25 protein-coding genes are annotated in these 26,271 nt (G+C 41.8%); 17 read left to right on the top strand and 8 right to left on the bottom strand.

From position 1 onward, the window contains the following. Positions 1 to 50: 50 nt before the first annotated feature. Entirely contained in the window at positions 51 to 935 is an 885-nt protein-coding gene (corC, locus tag PSE83_RS19420) for a CNNM family magnesium/cobalt transport protein CorC (RefSeq protein ID WP_036958175.1), read from the top strand. Beyond that, positions 935 to 2,464 (top strand): apolipoprotein N-acyltransferase, encoded by a 1,530-nt coding sequence (lnt, locus tag PSE83_RS19415; RefSeq protein ID WP_004256995.1) that lies wholly within the window; start codon positions 935 to 937, stop codon positions 2,462 to 2,464. The genes corC and lnt overlap by 1 nt, the downstream gene beginning before the upstream one ends. 46 nt (positions 2,465 to 2,510) lie before the next feature. On the opposite strand, the gene PSE83_RS19410 is transcribed toward lnt, so the two are convergent. Together PSE83_RS19410 and PSE83_RS19405 are read right to left on the bottom strand one after the other, a co-directional pair. Beyond that, positions 2,511 to 3,434, bottom strand: a complete 924-nt coding sequence (locus PSE83_RS19410) for a sugar kinase (protein ID WP_112307274.1) — start codon at positions 3,432 to 3,434, stop codon at positions 2,511 to 2,513. After that, complete coding sequence (locus PSE83_RS19405) at positions 3,434 to 4,453, bottom strand: SPFH domain-containing protein (protein WP_004257001.1); 1,020 nt, start codon at positions 4,451 to 4,453, stop codon at positions 3,434 to 3,436. The genes PSE83_RS19410 and PSE83_RS19405 overlap by 1 nt, the downstream gene beginning before the upstream one ends. Before the next feature lie 151 nt (positions 4,454 to 4,604). Here PSE83_RS19405 and PSE83_RS19400 point away from each other — a divergent pair, with 151 nt between their 5' ends. Beyond that, entirely contained in the window at positions 4,605 to 5,318 is a 714-nt protein-coding gene (locus PSE83_RS19400; RefSeq protein WP_004257005.1) for an NUDIX hydrolase, read from the top strand. A gap of 48 nt (positions 5,319 to 5,366) precedes the next feature. Here PSE83_RS19400 and PSE83_RS19395 read toward each other — a convergent pair whose 3' ends face one another. The 5 genes from PSE83_RS19395 to PSE83_RS19375 all read right to left on the bottom strand — a co-directional run bounded on the left by PSE83_RS19395 (position 5,367) and on the right by PSE83_RS19375 (position 10,105). Then, positions 5,367 to 5,894: a protein K gene (locus PSE83_RS19395; protein ID WP_096864955.1), complete on the bottom strand. Its 528-nt coding sequence runs from the start codon at positions 5,892 to 5,894 to the stop codon at positions 5,367 to 5,369. Positions 5,895 to 6,004: 110 nt separating this feature from the next. Next, positions 6,005 to 6,505 (bottom strand): redoxin domain-containing protein, encoded by a 501-nt coding sequence (locus tag PSE83_RS19390; RefSeq protein ID WP_096864956.1) that lies wholly within the window; start codon positions 6,503 to 6,505, stop codon positions 6,005 to 6,007. Between the two features lie 340 nt (positions 6,506 to 6,845). Next, entirely contained in the window at positions 6,846 to 7,577 is a 732-nt protein-coding gene (locus PSE83_RS19385) for a DsbA family protein (RefSeq protein WP_004257016.1), read from the bottom strand. Beyond that, the gene (locus tag PSE83_RS19380) at positions 7,574 to 9,646 is read right to left on the bottom strand and encodes a protein-disulfide reductase DsbD family protein (RefSeq protein WP_272661035.1); all 2,073 of its coding nucleotides are present in this window, start codon (positions 9,644 to 9,646) and stop codon (positions 7,574 to 7,576) included. Before PSE83_RS19380 ends, PSE83_RS19385 begins: the two co-directional genes overlap by 4 nt. A gap of 48 nt (positions 9,647 to 9,694) precedes the next feature. After that, the gene (locus PSE83_RS19375) at positions 9,695 to 10,105 is read right to left on the bottom strand and encodes a metal resistance protein (protein WP_112307277.1); all 411 of its coding nucleotides are present in this window, start codon (positions 10,103 to 10,105) and stop codon (positions 9,695 to 9,697) included. A gap of 580 nt (positions 10,106 to 10,685) precedes the next feature. Between PSE83_RS19375 and PSE83_RS19370 the strand changes: the two genes are divergently transcribed. The 8 genes from PSE83_RS19370 to nadD all read left to right on the top strand — a co-directional run bounded on the left by PSE83_RS19370 (position 10,686) and on the right by nadD (position 18,994). Continuing rightward, the gene (locus PSE83_RS19370; RefSeq protein WP_272661034.1) at positions 10,686 to 11,579 is read left to right on the top strand and encodes an amino acid ABC transporter substrate-binding protein; all 894 of its coding nucleotides are present in this window, start codon (positions 10,686 to 10,688) and stop codon (positions 11,577 to 11,579) included. A gap of 115 nt (positions 11,580 to 11,694) precedes the next feature. Next, a complete protein-coding gene (locus tag PSE83_RS19365; RefSeq protein WP_094961800.1) occupies positions 11,695 to 12,435 on the top strand; it encodes an amino acid ABC transporter permease in 741 nt (246 codons plus the stop codon). Positions 12,436 to 12,439: 4 nt separating this feature from the next. Continuing rightward, positions 12,440 to 13,117 (top strand): glutamate/aspartate ABC transporter permease GltK, encoded by a 678-nt coding sequence (gene gltK / locus PSE83_RS19360; RefSeq protein WP_036958176.1) that lies wholly within the window; start codon positions 12,440 to 12,442, stop codon positions 13,115 to 13,117. Beyond that, complete coding sequence (locus PSE83_RS19355; protein ID WP_004257041.1) at positions 13,114 to 13,839, top strand: amino acid ABC transporter ATP-binding protein; 726 nt, start codon at positions 13,114 to 13,116, stop codon at positions 13,837 to 13,839. The genes gltK and PSE83_RS19355 overlap by 4 nt, the downstream gene beginning before the upstream one ends. A 313-nt stretch (positions 13,840 to 14,152) precedes the next feature. Next, positions 14,153 to 16,735 carry a leucine--tRNA ligase gene (gene leuS, locus PSE83_RS19350; RefSeq protein WP_164565436.1) on the top strand — a complete coding sequence of 861 codons (2,583 nt, stop codon included), beginning with the start codon at positions 14,153 to 14,155 and terminating at the stop codon, positions 16,733 to 16,735. A gap of 30 nt (positions 16,736 to 16,765) precedes the next feature. Then, a complete protein-coding gene (gene lptE / locus PSE83_RS19345; RefSeq protein ID WP_036957952.1) occupies positions 16,766 to 17,305 on the top strand; it encodes an LPS assembly lipoprotein LptE in 540 nt (179 codons plus the stop codon). Next, the gene (holA, locus tag PSE83_RS19340) at positions 17,305 to 18,336 is read left to right on the top strand and encodes a DNA polymerase III subunit delta (protein WP_004257053.1); all 1,032 of its coding nucleotides are present in this window, start codon (positions 17,305 to 17,307) and stop codon (positions 18,334 to 18,336) included. Before lptE ends, holA begins: the two co-directional genes overlap by 1 nt. Further along, positions 18,329 to 18,994 carry a nicotinate-nucleotide adenylyltransferase gene (nadD, locus tag PSE83_RS19335; protein WP_206277454.1) on the top strand — a complete coding sequence of 222 codons (666 nt, stop codon included), beginning with the start codon at positions 18,329 to 18,331 and terminating at the stop codon, positions 18,992 to 18,994. The genes holA and nadD overlap by 8 nt, the downstream gene beginning before the upstream one ends. Here nadD and PSE83_RS19330 read toward each other — a convergent pair. After that, entirely contained in the window at positions 18,985 to 19,707 is a 723-nt protein-coding gene (locus PSE83_RS19330; protein WP_272661033.1) for a YbgA family protein, read from the bottom strand. The genes nadD and PSE83_RS19330 overlap by 10 nt on opposite strands. A gap of 263 nt (positions 19,708 to 19,970) precedes the next feature. Here PSE83_RS19330 and rsfS point away from each other — a divergent pair, with 263 nt between their 5' ends. The 6 genes from rsfS (at position 19,971) to dacA (ending at position 26,214) form a co-directional block, all read left to right on the top strand. Continuing rightward, positions 19,971 to 20,297, top strand: coding sequence for a ribosome silencing factor (rsfS, locus tag PSE83_RS19325; RefSeq protein ID WP_004257063.1), 327 nt, complete (start codon positions 19,971 to 19,973; stop codon positions 20,295 to 20,297). A 2-nt stretch (positions 20,298 to 20,299) separates the two neighbouring features. Beyond that, positions 20,300 to 20,770: a 23S rRNA (pseudouridine(1915)-N(3))-methyltransferase RlmH gene (gene rlmH, locus PSE83_RS19320; protein WP_036957956.1), complete on the top strand. Its 471-nt coding sequence runs from the start codon at positions 20,300 to 20,302 to the stop codon at positions 20,768 to 20,770. Positions 20,771 to 20,802: 32 nt separating this feature from the next. After that, on the top strand, positions 20,803 to 22,692 hold the full coding sequence (mrdA, locus tag PSE83_RS19315; RefSeq protein ID WP_004257068.1) for a peptidoglycan DD-transpeptidase MrdA: 1,890 nt from the start codon (positions 20,803 to 20,805) through the stop codon (positions 22,690 to 22,692). A 37-nt stretch (positions 22,693 to 22,729) separates the two neighbouring features. After that, positions 22,730 to 23,842: a peptidoglycan glycosyltransferase MrdB gene (mrdB, locus tag PSE83_RS19310; protein WP_004257071.1), complete on the top strand. Its 1,113-nt coding sequence runs from the start codon at positions 22,730 to 22,732 to the stop codon at positions 23,840 to 23,842. Between the two features lie 13 nt (positions 23,843 to 23,855). Beyond that, positions 23,856 to 24,830, top strand: coding sequence for an endolytic peptidoglycan transglycosylase RlpA (rlpA, locus tag PSE83_RS19305; RefSeq protein ID WP_036957957.1), 975 nt, complete (start codon positions 23,856 to 23,858; stop codon positions 24,828 to 24,830). A 172-nt stretch (positions 24,831 to 25,002) separates the two neighbouring features. Continuing rightward, entirely contained in the window at positions 25,003 to 26,214 is a 1,212-nt protein-coding gene (gene dacA / locus PSE83_RS19300) for a D-alanyl-D-alanine carboxypeptidase DacA (protein WP_094961795.1), read from the top strand. Positions 26,215 to 26,271: the final 57 nt, after the last annotated feature.

Below are 26,271 nucleotides of genomic sequence, written 5' to 3'. Positions count from 1 at the left end.
GCGGTTCGAAGTATGACGAGTATTTTTTGAGGAAAAAAAAATTAACCGCCATGAGCGACGATAACTCTTCGAGTAGCGATAACCCTGGTCCTAAGAAAGGGTTCTTTGCACTGTTAAATCACCTATTCCATGGTGAACCTAAAAATCGTGATGATTTGGTCGAATTAATCCGCGACTCTGAACAGAACGATTTGATCGATCCTGACACCCGCGAAATGCTTGAAGGGGTAATGGATATTGCGGATCAGCGTGTGCGCGACATTATGATCCCGCGTTCCCAAATTGTTACCTTAAAACGTAACCAAACGCTTGATGAGTGCCTTGATGTCATTATTGACTCTGCTCACTCACGCTTCCCTGTTATTAGTGAAGATAAAGACCATATCGAAGGGTTATTAATGGCAAAAGATTTACTGCCATTTATGCGTACTGACGCTGAGCCTTTTAGTATCGATAAGGTATTACGCCAAGCGGTTGTTGTCCCTGAAAGTAAGCGAGTAGACAGACTACTCAAAGAATTCCGCTCTCAACGCTACCATATGGCTATCGTTATCGATGAGTTTGGTGGTGTTTCTGGTCTAGTGACCATTGAAGATATTTTAGAGCTCATCGTGGGCGAAATTGAAGACGAATACGACGACCAAGACGATGTTGATATTCGTCAACTTAGCCGCCATTCTTATTCTGTGCGCGCCCTTACGCAGATTGAAGATTTCAATGAAGCCTTTGGGACTCATTTTAGTGACGAAGAGGTTGATACGGTCGGTGGCCTCGTTATGCAAGCCTTCGGTCATCTACCTTCTCGTGGTGAAACCATCACAATTGACAACTATCAATTTAAAGTTGCGATGGCAGATAGTCGCCGGATCCTTCTGCTTCACGTGAAAATTCCAGACGACGCGCCAGTTCCAACTTTGGAAGAAGAACAGACTTAATGAACTCAACGTCTATTTATCAAAGTCAGCGGTTGCGGTTACTGCTGGCTTTAATTTTCGGAGCCAGTGGAACGCTGGCTTTTTCGCCTTTTGACATCTGGCCTGCCGCACTTCTTTCTATCCTTTTTCTCCAATTACTGACCTTGCAGCGCACAGCCAAGCAATCTTTTGCTATCGGTTTCGCTTGGGGATTTGGCTTATTCGGTAGTGGCGTTAACTGGGTTTACGTCAGTATCGCGGATTTTGGGGGGATGCCAGGGCCTGTTAACGTCTTTATTGTCATTCTTTTGGCAGCATACCTTTCCCTTTATACGGGGCTTTTTGGGGCATTGATGGCTAAATTTGCCCCACATGCCAATATTTGGCGTTTAGTATTTCTTGCTCCTGCCCTGTGGCAAGTCACTGAGTTTTTACGTGGTTGGGTTCTCACTGGTTTCCCATGGCTGCAATTTGGCTACAGCCAAATTGATGGCCCCATGAAATCGCTCGCTCCAATATTCGGCGTCGAAATGATCACATTGCTATTATTTAGCATTAGTGGTTTGTTAGTGCTCGCTATCCTACGTCGTAGCTTTATTGCATTAGCCACAGCGGTAGTTTTACTGTTTGCCCCATTAGTTGCCAAAAATATTCAGTGGTTTACCCCGCTTGAAGACAACAAAATGCAGGTGGCATTAGTTCAAGGTAATATCCCGCAATCAATGAAATGGGAAGCCAGTTTTTTACAGAAAACCAAAGATACCTATATGGAGTTATCTCGTCCTTATATTGGTAAAGCATCGCTAATTATCTGGCCTGAATCTGCCGTACCTTCTGTTGAACTGGATAACCAAGCATGGCTAAAATCCCTCGACCGGCTGTTAGCGGCTTCGAACACTCAATTAATCACAGGGATCGTTGATGCAAGGCCAATGGATGGGGAATATGAGTTCTTTAATACGATTATTGTATTAGGGGATAAAAACCCGTATCTCTACCCATCAAAAAACCGTTATAACAAACATCATTTAGTGCCATTTGGGGAGTTTGTTCCATTAGAAGATATCCTGCGCCCTATTGCACCGTTTTTTAACTTACCGATGTCTGGATTCAGCCGTGGTGATTACCAACAAGCCCAACTCGCTGTAGGGAATATTCACCTCACTGCCGCTATTTGTTATGAAATTATCTTAGGTACACAGGTCAGAGATAATTTTAAACCTGATAGCGACTACTTACTTACTGTTTCAAATGATGCGTGGTTTGGCCAATCTATCGGCCCATGGCAGCATTTCCAAATGGCACGTATGCGTTCGTTAGAATTGGGACGCCCATTATTACGTTCCACTAATAACGGAATAACTGCGGTGATCCGTGCGGATGGTTCAATACAAGATATGCTACCACAATTTAAAACAGCGACTCTTGCCACTGAAGTCACACCGACAACAGGGCTAACCCCTTACGCACGTTGGAGTAATCATCCAATGTGGGGAATCGCCATTATGTTTGGTATTCTTGGTTTTGCTATGAATAGACGTCAAAAGTAACGATGTTGACCCCACCTCGGTACCTGTAAATGAGGTGGGGAATTAGCTAAGCAACCAATAACCCCTGTGTGTCCGCAATCTTCACCGTCACAATACAGCCTGAATTAAATTGTAAGAAATCATCTTCAATGCCATCAGAAAAAATAACGCCGTTATCTGGCATTAATGACTCAACAGCTAACGGGCTACTCGGCTCAATCGTGCCAAATACCCATTTGGTTCCTGTCGTTTTACTTAAAAACGGCTCCCTAACACTAAATTGTAATTTACTTTCCCCCCAACCAAATCCTTTTGCCAACGGGTGAGTACTTACTCCCATAATGGCCTGTGCTCCCGCTAAAATAGATTGAAACCACCCCGTTGACCCAAGTCCTGTGGATATAATTATTCCAGAAGATGATTGAAACTCTTGTTCCCCATTCCAGTTCAATAAATAGCGTGCCGAAGTGTGGCTTTTCGGGCCAATGAATAAATCGTTTACCGCTAATAGTGATTGCCCATCATTGGTTGTAGCTTGTGCAAAAGTCACTATTTTTTGCTCTATTTTTCCTTTTAAGGTATTTATCACGACTTCCTGCAATTGGCCTATTTCAAAAGGAAGTAGTTGGCCATCCCACCTTTCAGGATCAGGGTTAATAGCAATAACTGGCTGTCCATTTAAGTATTTCAAGGTATTCGCCACTAAACCATCTTGGCCAATGACAACAACAATATCGTGTTTAGAAAATTGGTAACTAGGCAATAATTTTCGTTCCAATAATTGAAATCTACCCAATGATTTCAATACCGATTCGGCTTGTACTAATTGGCGCTGATATAAATCATGCTCATTTAAATAATCGCTGACTTCAACATGGTTATGCTCCAAGTAAAATTTGGCTTGAGGCCAGGTGTTAAAGCGTTCAATCAATTCCTGTAAACGCGTTTTACGCATGACTAATACAAATCGCACGTCATTATTCCTTTGCATTATTTACCTCCTTTTTTCATTAACTGGCTAAATAAATCAGGCGATATATTGAGCTCACCAATTTTTCCAGCATTTTGTGCCAATGATTCGAATGCCATCGCCATCAACTGCTCAGGTCCCATTTTAGCCAACGCTAACGCTTTTAAGTTTTCAACGGGTAATTGGCTATAAGCTTTCATTTTAGATTCAATGGAATAAGCATCTGCATCAGACTGTATACGCTGGTTTTCAACACTAAGCGCAACCAGCTCATTGCGTTTTGCCTCTGCACTTACTTGTGCAATTAACTCTTCTTGCTCTATTTCGGCTCGCTCTCGCAATATTTTTCGCTCATTATCAAGACGAGCCTCTTCAATTTGTTGTTCTTTGGCCTGAACAGATAAATCTGTTTCTAATTCAGCTTCTTTAATTGTTCGCTCTTGTTCTACAGAAAACTTACGTCTTGCATAAATGGCATCATCAGCCTCTTTCAGTATGGATTCTCTCGCTTGTGCTTCTAACGCTTTGAGCGTTTCAGGTAATGGTGCGATGGCAGAAATAGAAACATCCAAAATTTCAATTCCCAGTGACTCAATAACCGCCTGCTCTGCTAATTGCTGGTTCACCAAAATCACTAATGATTGGCTAATCAATAATGCATCTCGCAATGAAGTAGTTTGTATTTTGGCTTGAATCACTGTTTGAGCTGCTCGCACAACTCGGTCACTTAATTTAAGGGGATCTTCAGAAGAATAGCTTTTCCCATCCTTAGATAAATTAAAATTTAAGACGTCCGCGGTTTTTTCCGGCTGCTTTACCTGAAAAGAAATTTGCCCCTGGATACGTAAACTTTGGAAATCAGACGTTTGTAAATTAAAAATAAATGGGGCTTCTTGGGCATTTAATGGAAGTGCCGCAATGGAAGTTTTATCGGAGTTATACCAAAAACTGAGCCCCTTACCTTGCTTACGCACTTTCCCATTCACCGATTGAATAACAAAAGTTGATGAGTCTGCTTTGAAATATTTAAAGTTAATCATAGTGGATTCCTCATTATTGTCTTTATGACCTTAATTGATTATTGTCCTATAGACACAAACAAGTCAAGCATTAAATGTCTTAATGACAATAACTATTTTTACCTGTATGATTTAACCCTAAACTTCATCTTTAGCGATAAGTGGTAACAATATGAATGAAAAAGAGTTTCTTGCTAGTTATGACAGAAAAGATTATTTATCGCCTTTACTCACTGTCGATGCCGTTTTATTTACTTACCATGAAAACACGTTGAAAGTATTACTGGTTGAGCGAGCAAGTTTCCCTGAAAAAGGGAAATGGGGCTTACCGGGAGGATTTATTGATGAGCAAAATGATCAAACCTTAGAAGAGACTGTTTTACGTAAACTAAAAGAAAAAACAGGAGTTATTCCTCCTTATGTTGAGCAACTTTGTACGGAAGGAAACCACCAACGAGACCCTCGCGGCTGGTCTGTCACTGTTTGCTACACAGCTCTAATTGCTTACCAAGCCTGCGAAGCCCATATTGATACCGTGGATTCTGTAAAATGGGTTTCTATTGATGAAATTGAACAACTGACTCTTGCATTCGACCACCTCAAACTTTATCAACAAGCGAGAGAGCGCCTAAAGCAAAAATCACTCTATTCGATAGTTCCAGGTTTTGCATTACCTGACGTTTTTACCTTAGCAGAGCTACAACATGTCCATGAAGTTTTGATTGGTAAGCCTTTACAAAATAAATCGTTTAGGCGCCGACTCGAACAAGCTGATTTGTTAATTGATACCGGAGAAAAACGCCACGAGCGTGGCCGACCCGCTAATTTGTATCGTTTAAAACCACAATCAGCGGACTACCGTTTTATTCGTAATTTAGAATTTTAATCATTGATATGCCTGATAAACAAATATTATCAGGCATTCCAATGAATGCTATTGGCAAATTGCAGGGGTAACAATATAGGTAAAAATGAGTTTGTTAGACTTATGATAATTATGCGTAATGCCTTCGGGAAACATTTCATGCAAAATATCCATACCTGCATTTTTACCGCAATAGTTGCGATTTAAAATCTCACGCATATTTTGCTGCCAGCTATCACCTTCCAATATATTGTCAGGGATCCCTTTGATAGTGTATTGGTAAAATAACATGCCATTTTTAGCAGTCACTTCCGTCAATAGTGTTACGTCATCAATCAGCATAGGCAATGATTCCGCCATGTCAGATAGAAAAATACCCCGTAACATCGTTGGGTCATCATCTCCTTTTGCATTAAACGCATTGATTTTATCTTCTGTTGAATTAGCTTTTATTTCATCATAACGCTGTTCTATTTTTGAATTTTCTATTGTTCCTGATGGTTCTTTAGTTGTCGTTTTTTCTTCCACATCAGGGGAGCATCCCGTGATTAATACCGCGCCTAAAAATAATCCAACCACTTTTTTAAACATAGCCATCCCATTCACCTATTTTATTATTTATATAGCCAAATGAGTTTACCATAATGATAAATTAAACTTATAGGCAGAAAAGTCCCCTTTTTTAGGTCAAAGGGGATGGTGGAAAGTTAAAAGGATGCCAACCACATACGCATTTTTAGACCATAAGAGCTAGTCCAGCCCGATGTAAAGCTAACTAATTCACCGTTATCAATTACCATAAATGTGGGAGTTGCGCTGACCCCAACCGCATTGGAAAGCTGACCGCTGGTATCGTTAATCACAGGAAACGTTAATTCCTTGTTTTCCATTCCCTTGATTAAGCGAGATGTTTCACCTGAACGTATCGCGACCGAAATAATTGGCATACCTGATTGGCTTAACTCTGATACCGTTGGCGAAGTCAAATTACATACCCCACACCAAGTTGCCCAAAAATACACTAGAATCGGTTTTTCTTTACTTAACTCAGCTAATGAAACGCTCTCACCATTCACTAGAGTGTGCTGCTCCAATAATACGGGCGCAAGGGTTTGTGGTTTGCGCCATAAATCCATCACCGTAAAGGCAATAAATAAAATAATTGCCAAAACAATAATTTCTTTAGACCACTTTTTTATTTTATTCATATAGTTACTTACCTATTTGTTATCAAATAGTACAAATCAAAGATGTAAGAAACCAAAACATCCACTTAAAATGAATGCTTTAGCATTTAATTAAATATTTTTTTCCTATCCTCTAATTTTAGAGTTTGGATTGTTTAATCTTTATCCTCTAATTCTAGAGTTTGGATTATTTAATCTTTATCCTCTAATTTTAGAGTTTGGATTATTTAATCTTTATCCTCTAAATAATTCGCGTTGTGGCTAGGCGGCGAGTGAAACTAAGCCCTAGGAGCATACATAAGTATGTGACTAGGGTTAGTAAGCGAAGCCAACAACGCCACAGCGCGAAGTATGACGAGGATTATTTGAGCTTAGCGAGCTGCTCCTTCACTACCGCCTCAAACTGCTGTGCATCAATAGCACCTGGGATCATTTCATCACCCACCAATGTTGCTGGGGTACCATTCACACCCAATTTTTCTGCCAATATCATATTGGTACGAATACCATCGCGGCTCTTATCACTCGCTTTTAGCTTATCGTTGCCAGTGGCTTTGAGAGCATCTTTGATATTTGCATCTGATAGCATGCCCTGTTTTTGCATAAATTTATGGTGTAAAGCTTCAAATGCTTTCGGGTCTTCTTGCCACAGTGTCATGGTTAACTGAGCTGAATCCATTGATGTTTGGCCTTTAAATGGTAAATATTTGATTACCACAGCCACATCATTTGGATATTTTTTCACAATATCCATCAGTTGAGGGTCGAAACGCTTACAGAATGGGCAGTTAAAATCAGTAAAGTTAACTAAAACTAACTTAGCATCTTTTTTACCGATACGCGGGCTGGTTGGGTCATTGAATAAAGCATCGTGCTCCGCTTTTAACGTTTCTTTCATTTGGGCTTGTTGTTTTTCCCCTTGTTTGGCTTGCAGGGCAACGATAGCTTCTTCGAGAATTTCTGGGTTTTCAACCAAAGTATCACGCACTAATTTACGCACTTGTGCTTCTTGGTCTGCACTCAAAGGTGCCGCCTGTGCTACTGATCCAATCATTAGTGACGAAAATAAAACAGCTAAAATTGTTTTTTTCATTTTGTGGCTCCTTTGGCCTGATTCATAACGGATATTAGCGATTCACGATCAAGTATCGTTGAAAGTACTTCGCCTTCGGCCAAGTTAGGGCCATAGATTTGATTAAATGGAACAGCGACCTGCCCACGTTTTTGTAAAAATGCTGTAATTTCAGGTGAAGGCTTCGTCCAATCACCACGTAAAGCAACAACATCAGGTTCACTAAGCAGCTGTTGAATATCATCTCTTAGCAATACATTGTATTTATTTGCCTTACAGGTTACGCACCATTCCGCGGTAACATCAATAAATACGCGTTTATTATCCGCTAGCGCATCAGCAATTGCCTGTTCAGTTAGCGGTTGCCAATTCACCGTATCTTTAACGAGAGAGCGGCTACCAGAGTGCTGTTCTTGCGTCATCCAAACAAATCCACCAGCAAAAACAGCGAATAATATAAATGGCAAGATAGCTGCTCTTACACCACGTTTTATCGCGATAAAGACCACTAATAACACTAAGAAAATGACAGCAATCGAGGTCGAAGTAGAGACACCAAAATGCGGAATTAATAAACTAATTAGCCATAAGCTGGAAACTAGCATCATGACTCCAAGTATTGCACGCAATTTGAGCATCCACATACCCGGTTTTGGTAACAACCTCGCAATAGCAGGAAAAGCGGCAATTAATAGCCAAGGCAAACTCATTCCGACACCTAATGCCGTGAAGATCAACCACAACTCTTCCATTGGCGCTGCCAGTGCAAAGGCCACGGCTGTGCCCAAAAATGGTGCAGAACAAGGCGTTGCCAACAATGTCGCGAATACCCCTTGCCAGAAATGACCACTATTGCCATGACCACCTGCAGTCGCCAAGCGTGTATTAGCCTTACTGCCAAGGTTGATTTCGAATAAACCAAATAAATTTGCAGTAAATAACGCCGTTACCACCACCATAAAGCCGATAAACCACGGGTTTTGGAACTGAATACCCCAGCCAACGGCTTGCTGACCGACCCGCAGTAAGGTCATCAGTAAGGCGAGTAACCAGAAGGAAACCAAAATCCCTGAAGAAGACAGTAAAAATTGACGACGAATGGTTTTCTGCTCACCTTGCGGAACCATTAAGACTGAGCCCAGTTTCATGGCGAGTACAGGAAGAACGCATGGCATTAGATTAAGGATCAAGCCACCTAAAAGTGCAAATAACACTACTTGCCATAAAGAAGCACCGCTCACTTTTGACGCTATTGTGCCAGTAAATGTGCTAACTTGATGGCTAATTTGCTGGGAAATGTCACCATCAGAAACCACAAAAGAAATGGTTTTTCCGGTTAAATCAGGAGACTCGCCCCCCCAATCATCACCAACATCTATTGTTGCTGTTAAATGTTCTCCTGATGTTTCTATTACAGGTACGCCTAACGCCGCCCCTTCAACCACATCAGTGAAAATGTTCGGTTGTTCCCACGAGTTCCCTGTATTTTTTTGTAATTCAATGATTAGCTTATCATTAGCAAAACCAACTTTGGTTTGCTCAACTAAACCACTTGATGGTGGAACCGCACCTTTGGCTTGGTTAAACGCCCAAGTAAAGTCAGCAGGAACAGGTTCTGTTAAATCGAGCTCAAATGGGTAATCGGTTAAAATACAAACATTACTACATGTTGATAATGTTAACGTTCCTGCCAGTTTGTCCAACTTCTCATTACTTGTTACTGTTATCGGGAAAACTACATCGCCCATATAACCTTGAGTTGAAACACCAGCAACATCAAAGCGCCCTGGTGTTGGCCATTGCCAATCTGTTGATTCGACAGGTGACGACCATACAATTTCAGGCGCTACTCCGCCTTCGCCTGGTGAGCGCCAATAGGTTTTCCACCCCTCATCAAGTTGCACATCAAGCAAAACTTCAATTTTGCCATTTTCCTGTGCTGAACTTAATAACCTGACCTGCGCATGCCGTGGAGTGTTGTCATTCATCCACCCCGTATTCGCAGGTTGCAACCACCCCGTATCTGCAGCGTATAAACTGCTCGAAAATAGTGCAAAAAATATAAAAAATGAATTAATTAAAAAACGCATTGTTTCCTCCAGAATAAATTACACAAACGAATCCCTATTCGTTGTGTGTTAATTCCGAAGATTACAAAATTGTAAGTGTCTTCTGACTCTTGGAGGGGCATGCTTCTCTTCATTATTTGCTCTAGATATAAATAGATTAGTACAAAATAAAGTTAGCGCAGCCAAAGTAAGGAGCATAAAGAAGAATGGTTCAAGCACAGCAGGTAACAAAGTCATTAATGACTTGGCGCTCAGTTCACAACTAGAAAGATGTGTACTACTGCCATCACCTTGTTTTACTTGTGATTGTTCGATATAGGAAAGGTTAGCTCCAGTATTAATTTGCACTTGAGCTAAGACGTCGGGCACAAAAAAATTGGCGAGCAGACGCTCTCCGACGGCGCGTTGATTCATACAAATCAATACCATCAGACAGGCGAATATCACTAATCCTTTACCTAATTTTAAATGCCTGTTCATGCGCACCTTGGTATAACTTCCTGAAATAATACTAATTATGCGACTTTGATAACCATAACGATAAAAACCAGTCTTTGATTAATACCGTTACACCGTCTATAAGTTAAATAGAGGTTACATCTTACACAGCAAAATATTCCGTACAAGTGTCATCAGCTAACTTTACAAATATTATTCTCTTCCCAATGAACAAAAATGCAGTTCCATCAAAACTAGGCACGTAAATTGCTTTATCCAATATATGACATGAAATGAAGATAGATTGCACCTTAACAGTGCGTGACTATCAGTTTAGGACAATATTAAGTGGCAAATCACCATGTTAGTGCGGTAATTCAAAAATTACCCAAATAATATGCGAGACAGCTCCCGAAATTGAAACAATTTGTTTTCATTAATTAACAAATTTAATTACTTTTTAACAACAATAAAACATATAGCGGATAATCGCGGTATTGTCTAAATCTGCGAAATATTTGCAAACACAACACTACAAAACCACAGTAATTCAGGTGTTATCTCGTGATGACCCCTTAAAATTACAACGGGTTTACACCGATGTTCTAAAGGAGTTGTAATTATGCGTATAAGTAAACTTGTATTATCGATGATGATTTTAGGTGCAACCTGCGCAGTCCAAGCAGAAGAATTAAACGGCACTCTGAAAAAAATCAAAGACAACGGTGTAATAGTTGTTGGTCATCGTGAATCATCCGTACCGTTCTCTTACTATGATAATAGCCAGAAAGTGGTTGGTTACTCGCAGGATTATTCAAATGCCATTGTTGATACAGTGAAGAAAAAATTAAACATGCCTGATCTGCAAGTCAAACTCATTCCCATTACATCACAAAACCGTATTCCACTCCTGCAAAATGGCACATTTGATTTTGAATGTGGTTCAACAACCAATAACGTAGAAAGACAAAAACAAGCGGCTTTCTCTAACACTATCTTTGTGGTCGGGACACGCTTACTCACCAAAGGTGATTCCGGTGTAAAAGACTTTGCTGACTTAGCTGGTAAAAATGTTGTCGTGACCTCAGGTACGACTTCTGAAATTCTGTTGAATCAGTTGAATGATGAAAAAAATATGAAAATGCGCATTATCAGCGCGAAAGACCATGGTGACTCATTCCGTACCTTGGAGTCAGGCCGTGCTGTCGCCTTTATGATGGATGATGCATTGTTAGCGGGTGAGCGAGCAAAAGCGAAAAAACCGGATATCTGGGAAATCGTTGGCAAACCGCAAACTGAAGAAGCTTATGGCTGTATGTTGCGTAAAGATGATCCTCAATTTAAAGCGCTTATCGACGAAACCATTGCGAATGCACAGACCTCGGGGGTCGCAGAGAAATCCTTTGACCGCTGGTTCAATCAGCCTATTCCACCAAAAAATCTGAACCTGAAATTTACTTTGTCCGATGAAATGAAAGCCTTATTTAAAGAACCAAATGACAAAGCATTAAACTAATAAAAAGACAAACAGGGTATTACTGAAGTAAGAATTGCAAGGCGGTCGTTCCCCGCCTTGCATCCTCTCTTACGACAGTATTCGGGAATTACATTGCCCACAGGAAGTCAATATTATGTCTATTAACTGGAATTGGGGGATTTTCCTTCAGGAAGCCCCATTTGGGAATACCACCTACTTAGGGTGGTTAATATCTGGCCTCGAAGTCACCGTAACACTTTCTATTTGCGCTTGGATTATTGCATTTCTAGTCGGTTCATTCTTCGGTATTTTACGTACAGTACCTAACCGTTTTTTAGCTTTTTTAGGTACCGCATACGTAGAATTATTCCGTAACGTGCCGCTTATTGTACAATTTTTTACTTGGTATTTAGTTATTCCAGAACTTCTCCCGCGTTCAATCGGGGATTGGTTTAAAATGGATTTAGCCCCTAACTATCAATTCTTTATTTCCTCAATGCTTTGCCTTGGGTTATTCACCGCAGCGCGGATGACTGAGCAAGTGCGCGCAGCCATTCAGTCACTACCTAGAGGGCAAAAAAGTGCCGCACTCGCAATGGGGCTGACTTTGCCACAAACCTATCGCTACGTTCTATTACCCAATGCCTATCGGGTTATTTTGCCACCAATGACGTCAGAAATGTTGAACTTGGTTAAAAACTCAGCCATTGCGTCAACCATTGGCTTAGTCGATATGGCAGCACAAGCCGGAAAGCTATTGGACTATTCTGCTCACGCATGGGAATCCTTTACCGCAATTACGTTAGCTTATGTCGGTATTAACGTCATTATCATGATTCTGATGACGTTATTAGAGCGCAAAGTTCGCTTACCAGGCACTCTTGGAGGGCGGTAAAATGATGTATGAATTTGACTGGAGCTCAATTGCTCCGAGTATGCCCTTTTTAATCGATGGCTTTATTGTCACAGCAAAAATCACACTAACCGCGATAGTGGTCGGAATTTTGTGGGGTACCGTCCTTGCCGTGATGCGGTTATCCACATTCAAACCAATTAGCTGGTTTGCGGCCTTGTATGTGAATACATTCCGTTCTATTCCGTTGGTTATGGTTTTACTGTGGTTTTACTTAATCGTACCTAGCTTATTACAAAATGTTCTAGGCTTATCACCAAAAAATGATATTCGTTTAATTTCTGCAATGATAGCCTTCTCTCTTTTTGAAGCGGCCTATTACTCTGAGATTATTCGTGCTGGTATTCAAAGTATTTCACGAGGACAAGCCTCTGCGGCGTTAGCTTTGGGAATGACAAATATGCAAACTATGCGGCTCGTGGTGTTACCGCAAGCCTTTAAAGCCATGGTGCCATTGTTGTTAACTCAAGGGATTGTGCTGTTCCAAGACTCATCCCTCGTGTATGTGCTCAGTTTGACAGACTTTTTCCGTACCGCCACCAATATTGGTGAGCGTGATGGGACACAAGTAGAGATGGTACTGTTTGCGGGTCTGGTGTACTTTATTGTCAGTTTTGGCGCTTCTATGTTAGTGAATTATCTTAAGAAAAGGACTGTTTCATGATAACCCTGAAAAATGTATCCAAATGGTATGGCCAATTTCAGGTGCTTACAGACTGCACAACTGAAGTTAAAAAAGGTGAGGTTGTGGTTGTGTGCGGGCCATCTGGTTCTGGTAAATCCACATTAATAAAAACAGTGAATGGTTTAGAGCCGATTCAACAGGGTGAGATTTTTGTGAATGATATTCAAGTTAATAACAAAAAAACTGACCTTGCAAAACTTCGCTCTAAAGTTGGGATGGTATTCCAACACTTCGAGCTCTTTCCTCATTTGTCGATTATTGAAAATTTGACATTAGCGCAAGTTAAGGTATTAAACCGCGATAAAAAAGAAGCGGAAGCAAAAGGTTTGAAATTATTGGAACGCGTAGGTTTATCCAGCCATGCCAATAAATTTCCAGCTCAGCTTTCAGGTGGGCAACAACAGCGTGTCGCTATCGCTCGAGCACTGTGTATGGATCCTATCGCTATGCTATTTGATGAACCTACTTCAGCGCTAGACCCAGAAATGATCAACGAAGTGCTTGATGTTATGGTTGAATTAGCCAATGAAGGCATGACCATGATGGTGGTTACCCATGAAATGGGATTCGCCAAAAAAGTGGCTAATCGTGTTATTTTTATGGATGAAGGCAAGATAGTTGAAGACAGTAAAAAAGAAGATTTTTTTGCTAACCCACAATCCGACCGTGCAAAAGATTTTCTCGCAAAAATCCTCCATTAATATTCAAGAGGGAGCTCATTAGCTCCCTCGTCTTATCACTGCGCTATTAGCAAATAAATCAACAACAACAACCTGAATTCGAAATAGATCAATAAACCACTACCATTTAACAAACTTTTTAGTTAAGTTGTTTGGTTATCAGCGTAAAATATCCTGATCCGTTCCCCGAAAAGCAATATCCAGCCTCCCTCGTAGGTTCAGCTAATCAACTATTGTTGTTTTCGGTGTAGATCCGCTATGCTATGCGATCTCAATTAAGAAAGACATTCACGCTACAGATGTAGCATTTATTCACCATAGGATTATCGGTGCCATGCAAGAACAATATCGTCCAGAAGATATAGAGCCTAAAGTACAGCGTCACTGGGATGAAAAAGCAACTTTCAAAGTGACTGAAGACAACAGCAAAGAAAAATACTACTGCCTGTCCATGCTACCTTACCCTTCTGGTCGACTACACATGGGCCACGTACGTAACTACACCATGGGTGACGTTATCTCTCGTTACCAACGTTTGTTGGGGAAAAACGTTCTCCAACCAATTGGTTGGGATGCGTTTGGTCTGCCTGCTGAAGGTGCTGCGGTTAAAAATAATACTGCTCCTGCGCCTTGGACTTATGCCAATATCGATTACATGAAAAACCAGCTGAAAATGCTCGGTTTCGGTTACGATTGGGATCGCGAAGTCACGACTTGTACCCCTGAATATTACCGTTGGGAACAATGGTTCTTCACTAAATTGTATGAAAAAGGTTTAGTGTACAAAAAAACCTCTGCGGTTAACTGGTGCCCACATGACTTAACTGTTTTGGCGAATGAACAAGTGGTTGATGGCTGCTGCTGGCGTTGTGACACCCCTGTTGAGCGCAAAGAAATCCCACAGTGGTTTATTAAAATTACCGACTACGCAGAAGAGCTGCTCAACGACCTTGACAAATTAGATGACTGGCCAGAGCAAGTCAAAACCATGCAGCGCAACTGGATCGGCCGTTCCGAAGGGACTGAGATCACGTTCAATGTTGCAGACCGTGATGAAACCTTAACAGTCTATACCACTCGCCCTGATACTTTTATGGGGGCAACTTATGTGGCTGTTGCAGCAGGTCACCCTCTGGCTAAAGAAGCCGCGACAAATAACCCTAAATTAGCCCAATTTATTGATGAGTGCCGTAATACCAAAACTGCGGAAGCAGATATGGCAACCATGGATAAAAAAGGTATGGCAACCGGTTTATTCGTTATTCATCCATTAACCCAAGAAAAGCTGCCAATTTGGGTCGCTAACTTTGTCTTAATGGAATACGGTACTGGTGCTGTTATGGCCGTTCCTGCCCATGACCAACGTGACTGGGAATTCGCTCACAAATATAACTTACCCATCAAAGCAGTTATTGCCGATGCTGATGGCAATGAGCCTGATTTATCCCAAGAAGCGATGACCGAAAAAAATGCACTGATTAACTCAGGTGAATTCAGTGGATTAGACCACCAAGCTGGCTTCAATGCCATTTCAGATAAACTTGTCGCACTAGGTGCAGGTCAACGTAAAGTAAACTACCGCTTACGTGACTGGGGTGTTTCACGTCAACGTTACTGGGGGGCACCAATCCCAATGGCAACATTGGAAGATGGTACTGTCGTTCCTGTTCCTGAAGACCAGTTACCTGTCATTTTGCCAGAAGATGTCGTGATGAACGGCATTACCAGCCCAATTAAAGCTGACCCTGAGTGGGCAAAAATGACCATTAACGGTCAACCTGCATTACGTGAAACCGATACCTTCGATACCTTTATGGAATCTTCTTGGTACTATGCACGTTATACCTGCCCGCAATATGACGACGGCATGTTAGACCCCGAGGCAGCAAACTACTGGTTACCGGTTGACCAATATATTGGTGGTATCGAACATGCCATCATGCACTTAATGTATTTCCGCTTCTTCCATAAGTTGATGCGTGATGCAGGGTTAGTCAACTCAGATGAACCAGCAAAACGCTTACTGTGCCAAGGCATGGTGCTTGCTGATGCATTCTATTATACGGGCAGCGATGGTCAGCGTGTTTGGGTTTCTCCTACAGACGCCATTGTTGAACGTGACGACAAAAACCGTATTATTAAAGCCGTAGATAATGAAGGCCATGAACTGGTGTATACCGGTATGAGCAAAATGTCTAAGTCGAAAAACAACGGTATTGACCCACAATTAATGGTCGAAAAATACGGTGCGGATACCGTTCGCCTATTTATGATGTTTGCTGCACCACCAGAGTTAACCCTTGAGTGGCAAGAATCCAGCGTTGAAGGGGCTAACCGCTTCGTTCGTCGCGTTTGGCGTTTAGTACACGAGCACTCACAAAAAGGTGCAACTTCACCTTTAGATATCAGCACATTAACACCTGAACAAAAAGACTTACGTCGTGATCTGCACAAAACAATCGCGAAAGTCTCTGATGATTTCAGCCGTCGTTATGCATTCAACACTGCAATTGCTGCTATCATGGAATTCATGAACAAATTGGTTCGTGCGCCACAAGAAACGGAACAAGACCGTGCATTAGTTCAAGAGTCTCTCGAAGCTATCACACTTATGCTATCTCCAATCATTCCACATGCTTGCTTTGAAATGTGGAAAGCGCTCGGTCACCAAACAGACATCGATTTCGCACAATGGCCTGTTGCTGATGAAAAAGCCATGATTGACGATACCAAACTGGTTGTCGTTCAAGTTAATGGTAAGGTTCGTGGTCGTATCACCGTTCCGGCTGATGCAAACCAAGAATTTGTCCTAGATATGGCAAAAAATGAACCGAGCGTAGCGAAATACCTTGAAGGTGTTGGCATCCGCAAAGTAATCTATGTCCCAGGCAAATTGCTAAACCTTGTTGTAGGTTAATATTAGGTTGTTGGCTGATAAGGAGGCCAGGTGCGTTATCTGATAACTTTATTTTTGAGCCTGGCGGTGCTAGTCACCGCAGGTTGCGGTTTTCGTCTTCAAGGAACAACTCAAATTCCTGAGGAACTGAGAACTTTGCAGCTAAGTTCAAGTGATCCATATAGCTACCTTACAAGGGCGCTTAGGGAACAACTGCGGCTCAATAATGTGACCATTCTCGAAACTGGAAGAGCCGGTGTTCCCATTTTGAAAGTTCTGAGTTCTAATGAAAACACTGAAACTGTGTCCGTTTATCAGGATGGTAAAGCGGCAGAGAAACAATTAACACTGGTAATGAATGTGCAAGTGTTAATGCCTGATGGTGCTATCTATCCTTTACAAAGCCGTGTTGAACGCACTTTCTTCGACAACCCTTTAGAAGCACTGGCGAAAGATGCTGAAAAAGAAATTGTAAGGCAAGAAATGCAAGAACAAGCTGCACGCAATATCGTGCGTAAATTATTGCTTGTTCATTCAGCAGAACTTGAAAAAGCAAAAAACCAAGCGGCTGATACGAATACTCAACCATAATGACACGTATCTATCCTGAACAGCTGGCCTCTTCGTTACAAGAGTCTCTAAGAGGCCGCTATTTAATTTGGGGTAATGAGCCCCTTCTTCTTCAAGAAAGCCAAGATGCCATCCGCAAAGCGGCACAAGAGCAAGGCTTTGAAGAGCATTTTTCGTTTTCTCTAGAGCAAAATACTGATTGGGATGAGATTTTTAGCCTCTGCCAAGCTCTCAGCCTATTTGCTAGCCGTCAAACTCTCACGCTGTTGTTGCCTGAAAATGGCCCTAATGCCGCCATGGCTGAAAAGCTGAACCAACTGGCGCAATTACTGCATTCAGATCTCCTGCTTGTGTTACGTGGTCATAAGCTCACTAAAGCACAAGAAAACAGTGCTTGGTTTAAAGCAATTAGCCAAGATGCTATTTATATCAGCTGCCTAACGCCTGAATATCAGCGGTTACCACAATGGGTTTCTAAACGCGCCTACAGTATGCGGCTTTCGTTAGAAACCGAAGCTAACCAGCTACTTTGTTACTGTTATGAAGGGAATTTACTTGGTTTGGCGCAAGCACTTGAGCGGCTGTCTCTTCTTTATCCAGATGGTAAACTCACCTATCCTCGGGTTGAGAGTGCCGTTAATGACTCTGCGCATTTTACTCCCTACCATTGGGTTGATGCCCTATTGGCGGGTAAATCCCGCCGTTCATGGCATATTTTAGAGCAATTGCAGCAAGAAGATATTGAGCCTGTTATTTTATTGCGATCAATCCAGCGCGATCTAATGTTACTTATTACATTAAAACGCCAGTCGGCAACAACCGCGTTAAAGACATTATTTGATCAACACAAAGTGTGGCAAAACCGCCGAGGTGTGCTCACGGAAGCCTTACAACGTTTAACATTGCATCAATTACAATCTGCATTAATGTTATTAACGCAAGCAGAAATCAATATTAAACAAGATTTTAGCCATTCTCCATGGCCTGACCTGCAGTCACTGTCTATGCTATTATGTGGTAAAGCATTTGCAGAGAATTTTATTCATGAGTAACTCATTTTCAAAACAGCATAACTTGCTCGCATTATTCGGTGGGACGTTCGACCCCATTCACTTTGGCCATTTACGTCCAGTGCAAGCACTTGCTCAACAAGTTGGGCTCGAAAAAGTTATCTTGTTACCTAACCACGTTCCCCCCCATCGCCCACAACCAGAAGCGACGCCATCACAACGTTTAGAAATGGTGAAACTCGCAATTCAAAATGCGCCTTTATTTGCTATCGATACACGTGAATTAGAAAAAAATAGCCCTTCTTACACGATAGAAACACTGGTTGAATTACGCCAAGAAATTGGGCCAGAAAAACCTCTGGCGTTTATTATTGGTCAAGATTCCTTATTGTCGATTAATAAATGGCACGGCTGGGAGCGGATACTTGATAACTGCCATTTATTGGTTTGTTCCCGACCGGGATATGCCACACAGTTTACCGATCCTAAAATGCAAAACTGGCTGTTAGAACATCAAACAACAGACCCTATTGCCTTAAGCCAAGTGGCGAATGGGTATATTTTTATTGGAGATACTCCACTGGTAAATATCTCAGCAACAGAGATCCGCGAAAAATTAAATTCAGGCGACTCTTGTCACGATTTAATTCCAGATGCAGTTCTGCAATATATTCATCAACATCACCTTTATCAGCAATAAGGGAGCTCCCTTATTGAACAACTATTCGGATATGGCTCAAAAATGACTTGCTCTATTAAATAGTTGTCTGGGTATTGAATAAGCAATTGTTTCATCATCTCTAACGGCCTATTTAACGGTAAATTCCCCGCTAAATAGTCGTTAATCAGCCATAATAAGCGTTTTTTCTCATCCTTCGTGGCTTTGTGTTTGAAATAACCTTGCATATGGCTCAGCGCATTAACTTCCGTATTTCTTGCTGGCACTGTCGCCAATATTTCCATTAAACAAGCTTTATATTGATTAAAAAAACACACGAGGTCGGTACTGCTTTTAATACTCGCCACTAAACGCCCTGTATACTGATAGCCAACAGGGGAATACGCCATGATGAGATATTTGTGGCAGCTATGAAATTGAATAATGTTGTGATGTGTTAACTCGTTGTATAAGCCATCTAACCTTTGTAACGTATACAATTTCGTCAAAAAGCAGTCCCAGAACGTTGTATCTTGTAGTTTATCACTGGTTAATATTGGAATGTTAGCAGGGAATAGCCCCTGTAATTCAGGGAGTTGCTGGCCAAAGCAAATAATACCATTAACTTTGTTTTGCCTGTCCTCATGGGAAAAATCCGTCATAAATTCAACCATGGAACTCACTTGTCGATGAATATTAACAGGAAGATGATTAATCCCTTCAAATATAAAAACTTTTGGCTTAATTATTTGCATAATACCTATCTCATCCTAAAATGTTTTTCAGGAGTACAGTTTCTAGAGTTATTTTGTAAAGTTAACACAAACTTCTTGCTCAAATGTACGGATATCCCTATAAATTTCACTCCACAATGAATAAAAAATAATTTAGCCGATTTTTCTTAAAATCTAGGGTAAAATAACAAGGCTGTTAATGTGTTTGATTCGTTATCAGCTATTATTTTATCTACAAACTACAAACAGTGTTTAACGTGATATTCTGTTTATTTGAATAAAAGGTGAACCTTTTGCAAGGAACTGAACTCCAACAATTTATTATCGATCAGCTTGATGATGCTAAAGCAGAAGATATCATTACTATCGATGTTCAAGGGAAATCAAGTATTACCGATCAGATGATCATCTGTACAGGGACATCAAGCCGCCATTTGATGTCAGTCGCTGACAGATTAATCGAAGCTTGCCGAAAAAATGGTTTAATGCCATTGGGTGTTGAAGGGCAAGGCATTTCTGATTGGATTGTCGTCGACCTTGGCGATGCCATTGTTCATATTATGCAAGAAGAAAGTCGTCGTATGTATGAATTAGAAAAGCTTTGGAGCTGAGTTTGAAATTACAGCTCATCGCCGTTGGAACAAAAATGCCGGACTGGGTCCAGACCGGCTTTATGGATTACCTCCACCGTTTTCCTAAAGATATGCCATTTGAATTAACGGAAATTCCAGCAGGAAAACGCGGGAAAAATGCAGATATAAAGCGCATTCTAGAAAAAGAAGGCGAATTAATGCTCGCAGCTGTAGGTAAAGGAAATCGCATCGTCACTTTGGATATTCCAGGGGATCGTTGGGATACCCCAAAACTTGCCGTACAGCTCGATAAATGGAAACAAGATGGCCGTAATGTTAGTTTATTAATCGGTGGTCCCGAGGGTCTTTCACCCGCTTGCAAAGCAGCCGCGGAGCAAAGCTGGTCGCTTTCACCACTTACGCTGCCCCATCCACTGGTTCGTGTCCTTGTTGCTGAAAGTCTTTATCGCGCATGGAGTATTACGACTAACCACCCTTATCACAGGGAATAGTCAGGTTTAAATATGTTCAAAATGGCAATGGGATGAAAACACAACGCACCCCTTTTCGCGACCATACCGCTGAATCAGTTTTGTTTATCCGCCGAGCGCTTATCGCCTTCGGTGTGATTGTCATTTTAACGTCTATTCTTGTAACGAATTTGTATCACTTACAAATTGTCCGTCATGAAGATTACCAAACGCGGTCAAACGATAACAGAATCAAATTGGTGCCTATTGCACCAAGCCGTGGGATTATTTATGACCGTCGAGGAACCCAGCTCGCACTTAATAGCACGTTTTACCAGTTAGAAATCGTGCCCGAAAAAGTCAGTAATCTACAAGAAACCTTAGATAATCTTCGTAGTGTGGTCGATTTAACTGACGAAGACATCACTAATTTTGAAAAAGAGCGTAAGCGCTCACGTCGGTTTACCTCTATTGCACTAAAAACACAGCTTAACGAAGTCCAAGTCGCTCGTTTTGCTGTTAACCAGTACCGTTTTCCTGGTTTAGAGGTCAAAAGCTACCAACGTCGTTCTTACCCATACGGTTCTGCACTAACCCATGTGATTGGCTATGTGGCAAAAATTAATGACAAAGATGTTGAACGTCTTGATAAAGAAGGTTTATTACCCAATTATGCCGCTAGCCACGATATCGGTAAATTAGGTATTGAACGTTATTATGAAGACATCTTACACGGCAAAACAGGTTATGAAGAAGTTGAAGTGAATAGCCGTGGTCGTGTTATTCGCCAACTTCATGAACAACCACCGCAAGCTGGTCGGGATATCTACCTTACCATTGACCTCGAATTACAGATTTATATCGAAAAACTGTTAACCACTAGCCGTGCTGCCGTTGTGGTCACTGACCCACGTAATGGCGAAATTTTGGCTTTGGTGTCTAATCCAAGTTATGACTCTAACTTGTTTGTTAACGGTATCTCAAATAAAGATTATCAAGCGTTATTAAATAACCCTGATAGGCCGTTGATTAACCGGACAACTCAAGGGCTTTACCCCCCTGCATCAACAGTAAAACCCTTTATTTCTGTCGCCGCATTGAGTGAAAAAGTAATCACGCCAAATACGACTATTTTTGATCCTGGTTGGTGGCAATTACCGGGTTCAGAAAAACGCTACCGCGACTGGAAGCGTTGGGGGCACGGTAAACTTAACGTATCGAAATCCATTATTGAATCTGCGGATACCTTCTTCTACCAAGTCGCTTATGATATGGGAATTGATCGTATTTCTGAATGGATGAGCCGTTTTGGTTTTGGCGATTATACGGGTATTGACCTGGCTGAAGAGCGTTCTGGCATAATGCCAACCCGTGAATGGAAACAAAAACGCTATAAAAAACCTTGGTATCAAGGTGATACGATCCCTGTTGGGATAGGACAAGGCTATTGGACAGCAACTCCAATTCAAATGTCAAAAGCATTGATGACATTAATAAATGATGGTCAAGTTAAGACCCCTCATTTACTCTACGGCACAAAGTTGGGTAATGCCATGGTGCCTTATGAAGACAAAGAAACCAAACAAATTGGCGATATTAACTCAGGTTTTTGGGAACTAGCTAAGCATGGAATGTACGGTGTAGCCAATGCACCAAATGGTACTGGCCGCCGCAGTTTCATTGGCACACCATATAAAGCAGCTGCGAAATCTGGTACCGCACAAGTCTTCAGCTATGAAACCTATAACGCCAGTAAGCTGGCAGAGCACTTGCGCGACCACAAGTTAATGATTGCTTATGCTCCGTATGATAAACCCACTATTGCCGTTGCGATTATTTTAGAAAATGGGGGCGTAGGCCCAGCAGTCGGTGATATTGTGCGGCAAATATTTGACCACGTTCTTCTTGGTGATAACCGAACCGAAGTCGCAGTGTCAGCAACCAATGCAGGAGAAGATCGCTGATGCGCAATTCTATGAATAACAAAGAGCTATAAAGAATATGACAGACGATAAGAAAAAAATTTCGTTATCCACACGTCTGCATATAGATGTGCCTATGCTGCTAATTATTATCGCGTTGCTTGCATACAGCGCATTTATTATGTGGAGTGCCAGCGGCCAAGATCCTGAAATGATGGAGCGTAAATTAGGGCAGATAGCGACAGGCTTCGTCGTCATGATAGTGATGGCGCAGATCCCCCCTAGAATGTATGAAAATTGGGCACCTCACCTGTTTATCTTCTGCGTTATTTTACTGGTTTTTGTTGATGTCTTTGGGCAGATAAGTAAAGGGGCTCAGCGTTGGCTAGACTTAGGGTTCATTCGGTTCCAACCCTCTGAAATTGCAAAAATTGCCGTCCCTTTAATGGTCGCTCGTTTTATGAACCGAGACCTATGCCCTCCTTCATTCAAAAATACCGTAATTGCACTAGTATTGATTTTTGTACCCACATTATTGGTGGCGGCGCAACCAGACCTTGGTACTTCAATTTTAGTTGCAGCTTCAGGCTTGTTCGTTTTGTTCCTTGCAGGAATGAGTTGGCGGCTTATTACTGTTGCAGCGATTGCGCTCGCGGCCTTCATTCCCCTGCTGTGGTTCTTTTTAATGCATGGCTACCAAAGAGCCCGTGTCATGATGTTATTAGACCCAGAAACTGACCCATTAGGGGCTGGTTACCATATTATCCAGTCAAAAATTGCAATTGGTTCTGGTGGGTTAATGGGGAAAGGTTGGCTACATGGCACTCAATCACAGCTTGAATTTTTGCCAGAAAGACATACCGACTTTATTTTTGCTGTGTTAGCAGAGGAACTTGGCTTAGTTGGGGTGCTCATTTTACTTGGCCTATACCTTTTACTGATTATTCGCGGGCTTTATATTGCTGCTAGCGCACAAAACACCTTTGGTCGAGTTATGGTTGGCGGCTTGATCTTAATCCTTTTTGTCTATGTATTTGTGAATATCGGTATGGTCAGTGGTATATTACCTGTGGTTGGTGTCCCCCTCCCTTTAGTGAGTTATGGGGGCTCCGCATTGATTGTTTTAATGGCTGGATTCGGTATTATCATGTCGATACATACACACCGAAAATTCCTTTCTAAAAGTTTATAAAATGAGGCTTAGTATGCGTTTACAATGGATAATGCTTGGCGTCACAGCCGCGCTACTCAGTGGCTGTGTGACAGATGAAGTTAAACAACCAGCCCAAGTGCCAACCAATGTACCCACTCAAGATGTATTAGGTGCAGAGCCTCATTATGAGCCGTATCATCCAACCGCAAATAATGATTACTCACGTAATGGTCAACAATACCAAATCGTACGTGACCCATCACAATTTAGCCAAGTGGGTTATGCATCCATTTATGGTGCTGAGTCTGCAGGTAATATGACTGCGATTGGGGAACGCGTTAACCCAGTGGAATTAACAGCGGCTCACCCGACTTTGCCAATCCCAAGTTATGTACGTATCACCAATATGATGAATGGCCGCATGATGGTTGTTCGTGTTAATGACCGCGGGCCTTATGTTCCAGGTAAAAGTATTGCTGTTTCAAGAGCTACCGCTGACCGCCTGAATTTAATGCCTACGACAAAAATTAAAATTGATGCCATTCAAGTTGCCCAAGATGGCTCCTTATCAGGGACAGGAACAGTAGGTTCTAACTTTGTGAAACAGAGCTATGCTTTACCGGGACGCCCACAATTAGGCTCTGGCCCAATGGGCACCCCTGTGATGGAAAACTTGCCAACTCCGGAAAATACATTGCCAGTTCAGCAGCCCAAAGAACCGATGCAGCCTACTATGCCAGACATGAACCTGCAAACACCAACACCGCCACCTGCAGCCGTTGTAGCTGAAGAACCAGTTCCAGAGCGTGGTTTTCTTGTTCAAGCTGGTGCCATTAGTAGCCAAGCCAACGCGCAAAATATGCTGAATGAGTTGAAAACACAATTTAATGTTCCAGGCCGTCTACAACCCTATAATGGTATTTACCGAGTACAGCTAGGGCCATTTAGTACAAGGCAACAAGCTGTTGAGGTTCAAGGCCGTTTACAGTCTGAAAAAAACCAATCGTCAATGGTCGTTGCACCATAGAGCTATGTAACTTTAGGTTGCTCAATCATATTTTGGGCAACCTAAATACAGGCAATATTCAACTGACAAAAAAATCATTGGTACAGCGCAAAAGTCACTTTTTTCTTATCCCGTTCTTTTGCTAAACTGCGCCTCCTTGTGTTAACCGAATTTCGGATGTAATGGTAAAACCATGAATAATGTCGCTCCATCACGCATCGTGCGTCATACTGTGCTGGGTTCCGCACTCCTTCTTATGACTGCTAACATTGCGAACGCTAATGAAACCTTCCCAAATACATCAATTCCTGCAGCGCCCGCTATTGATGCAGAAGCTTATATCTTAATTGATTATAATTCAGGCAAAGTTCTCGCTGAAAGTAATGCTGACCAACGCCGTGATCCGGCGAGTTTGACAAAAATGATGACCAGCTATGTTATCGGTCAGGCAATTAAGTCAGGCAAAATTGGTGAAAATGATATTGTCACGGTTGGAAATGATGCGTGGGCTACTGGTAACCCAGTATTTAAAGGCTCATCATTGATGTTCTTAAAACCAGGCGATCGTGTTAGCGTTTCTCAGTTAACTCGTGGCATTAACTTGCAATCAGGTAATGATGCCTGTGTTGCAATGGCCGACTATATTGCGGGTGACCAAGCCAACTTTGTTCAGCTAATGAATGGTTACGTGAACAAATTAGGGCTGAAAAATACCCATTTTCAAACTGTTCATGGGTTAGATGCTGAGGGCCAATATAGTTCAGCACGTGATATGGCTCTTATTGGGCAAGCGCTAGTACGTGATGTGCCTGAAGAATACGCAATTTATAAAGAGAAAGAGTTTACCTTTAACAACATCCGTCAAACAAACCGCAATGGGCTGTTGTGGGATAAGAGTTTAGCTGTTGATGGCATCAAAACAGGCCATACTAATGCCGCGGGCTATAACCTTGTCGCATCAGCAACTGAAGGTGACATGCGCCTGATCTCCGTTGTTATGGGGGGGAAAAGTAGCAAAGGCCGTGATGCCGAAAGTAAAAAATTACTCACTTACGGTTTCCGCTTTTATGAAACCGTTAAACCATTACAAGCCAATGTGGATTTTGCCAGTGTGCCAGTCTGGTTTGGTGATGAAAATGAAGTAAAATTAGGTGTGACCGAAGATTTATACCTCACTATCCCACGAGGCCGCTTAAAAGATTTAAAAGCCAGCTATGAATTAACGACAACTGAACTAGAAGCACCATTAACCAAAGGCCAACAAGTAGGGACAATTAGCTTCCAACTTGATGGTAAAATCATCGAACAGCACCCTTTAGCAGTGTTAAAAGATGTTGAAGAAGGTGGTTTTTTCAGTCGGTTAATTGACTACATAAAATTACTCTTTCATCGCTGGTTTGGTTAAGACTTGAAACTAAAATAAGTCGTCCCCATATAGTAAATATCGAAATAGATAAGTACC

Source organism: Providencia sp. PROV150, from assembly GCF_028481025.1.
Classification (GTDB): Bacteria; Pseudomonadota; Gammaproteobacteria; order Enterobacterales; family Enterobacteriaceae; genus Providencia; species Providencia hangzhouensis.
The sequence above is the reverse complement of the archived record's forward strand: the minus strand, read 5'-3'. Positions and strand labels throughout refer to the sequence as shown.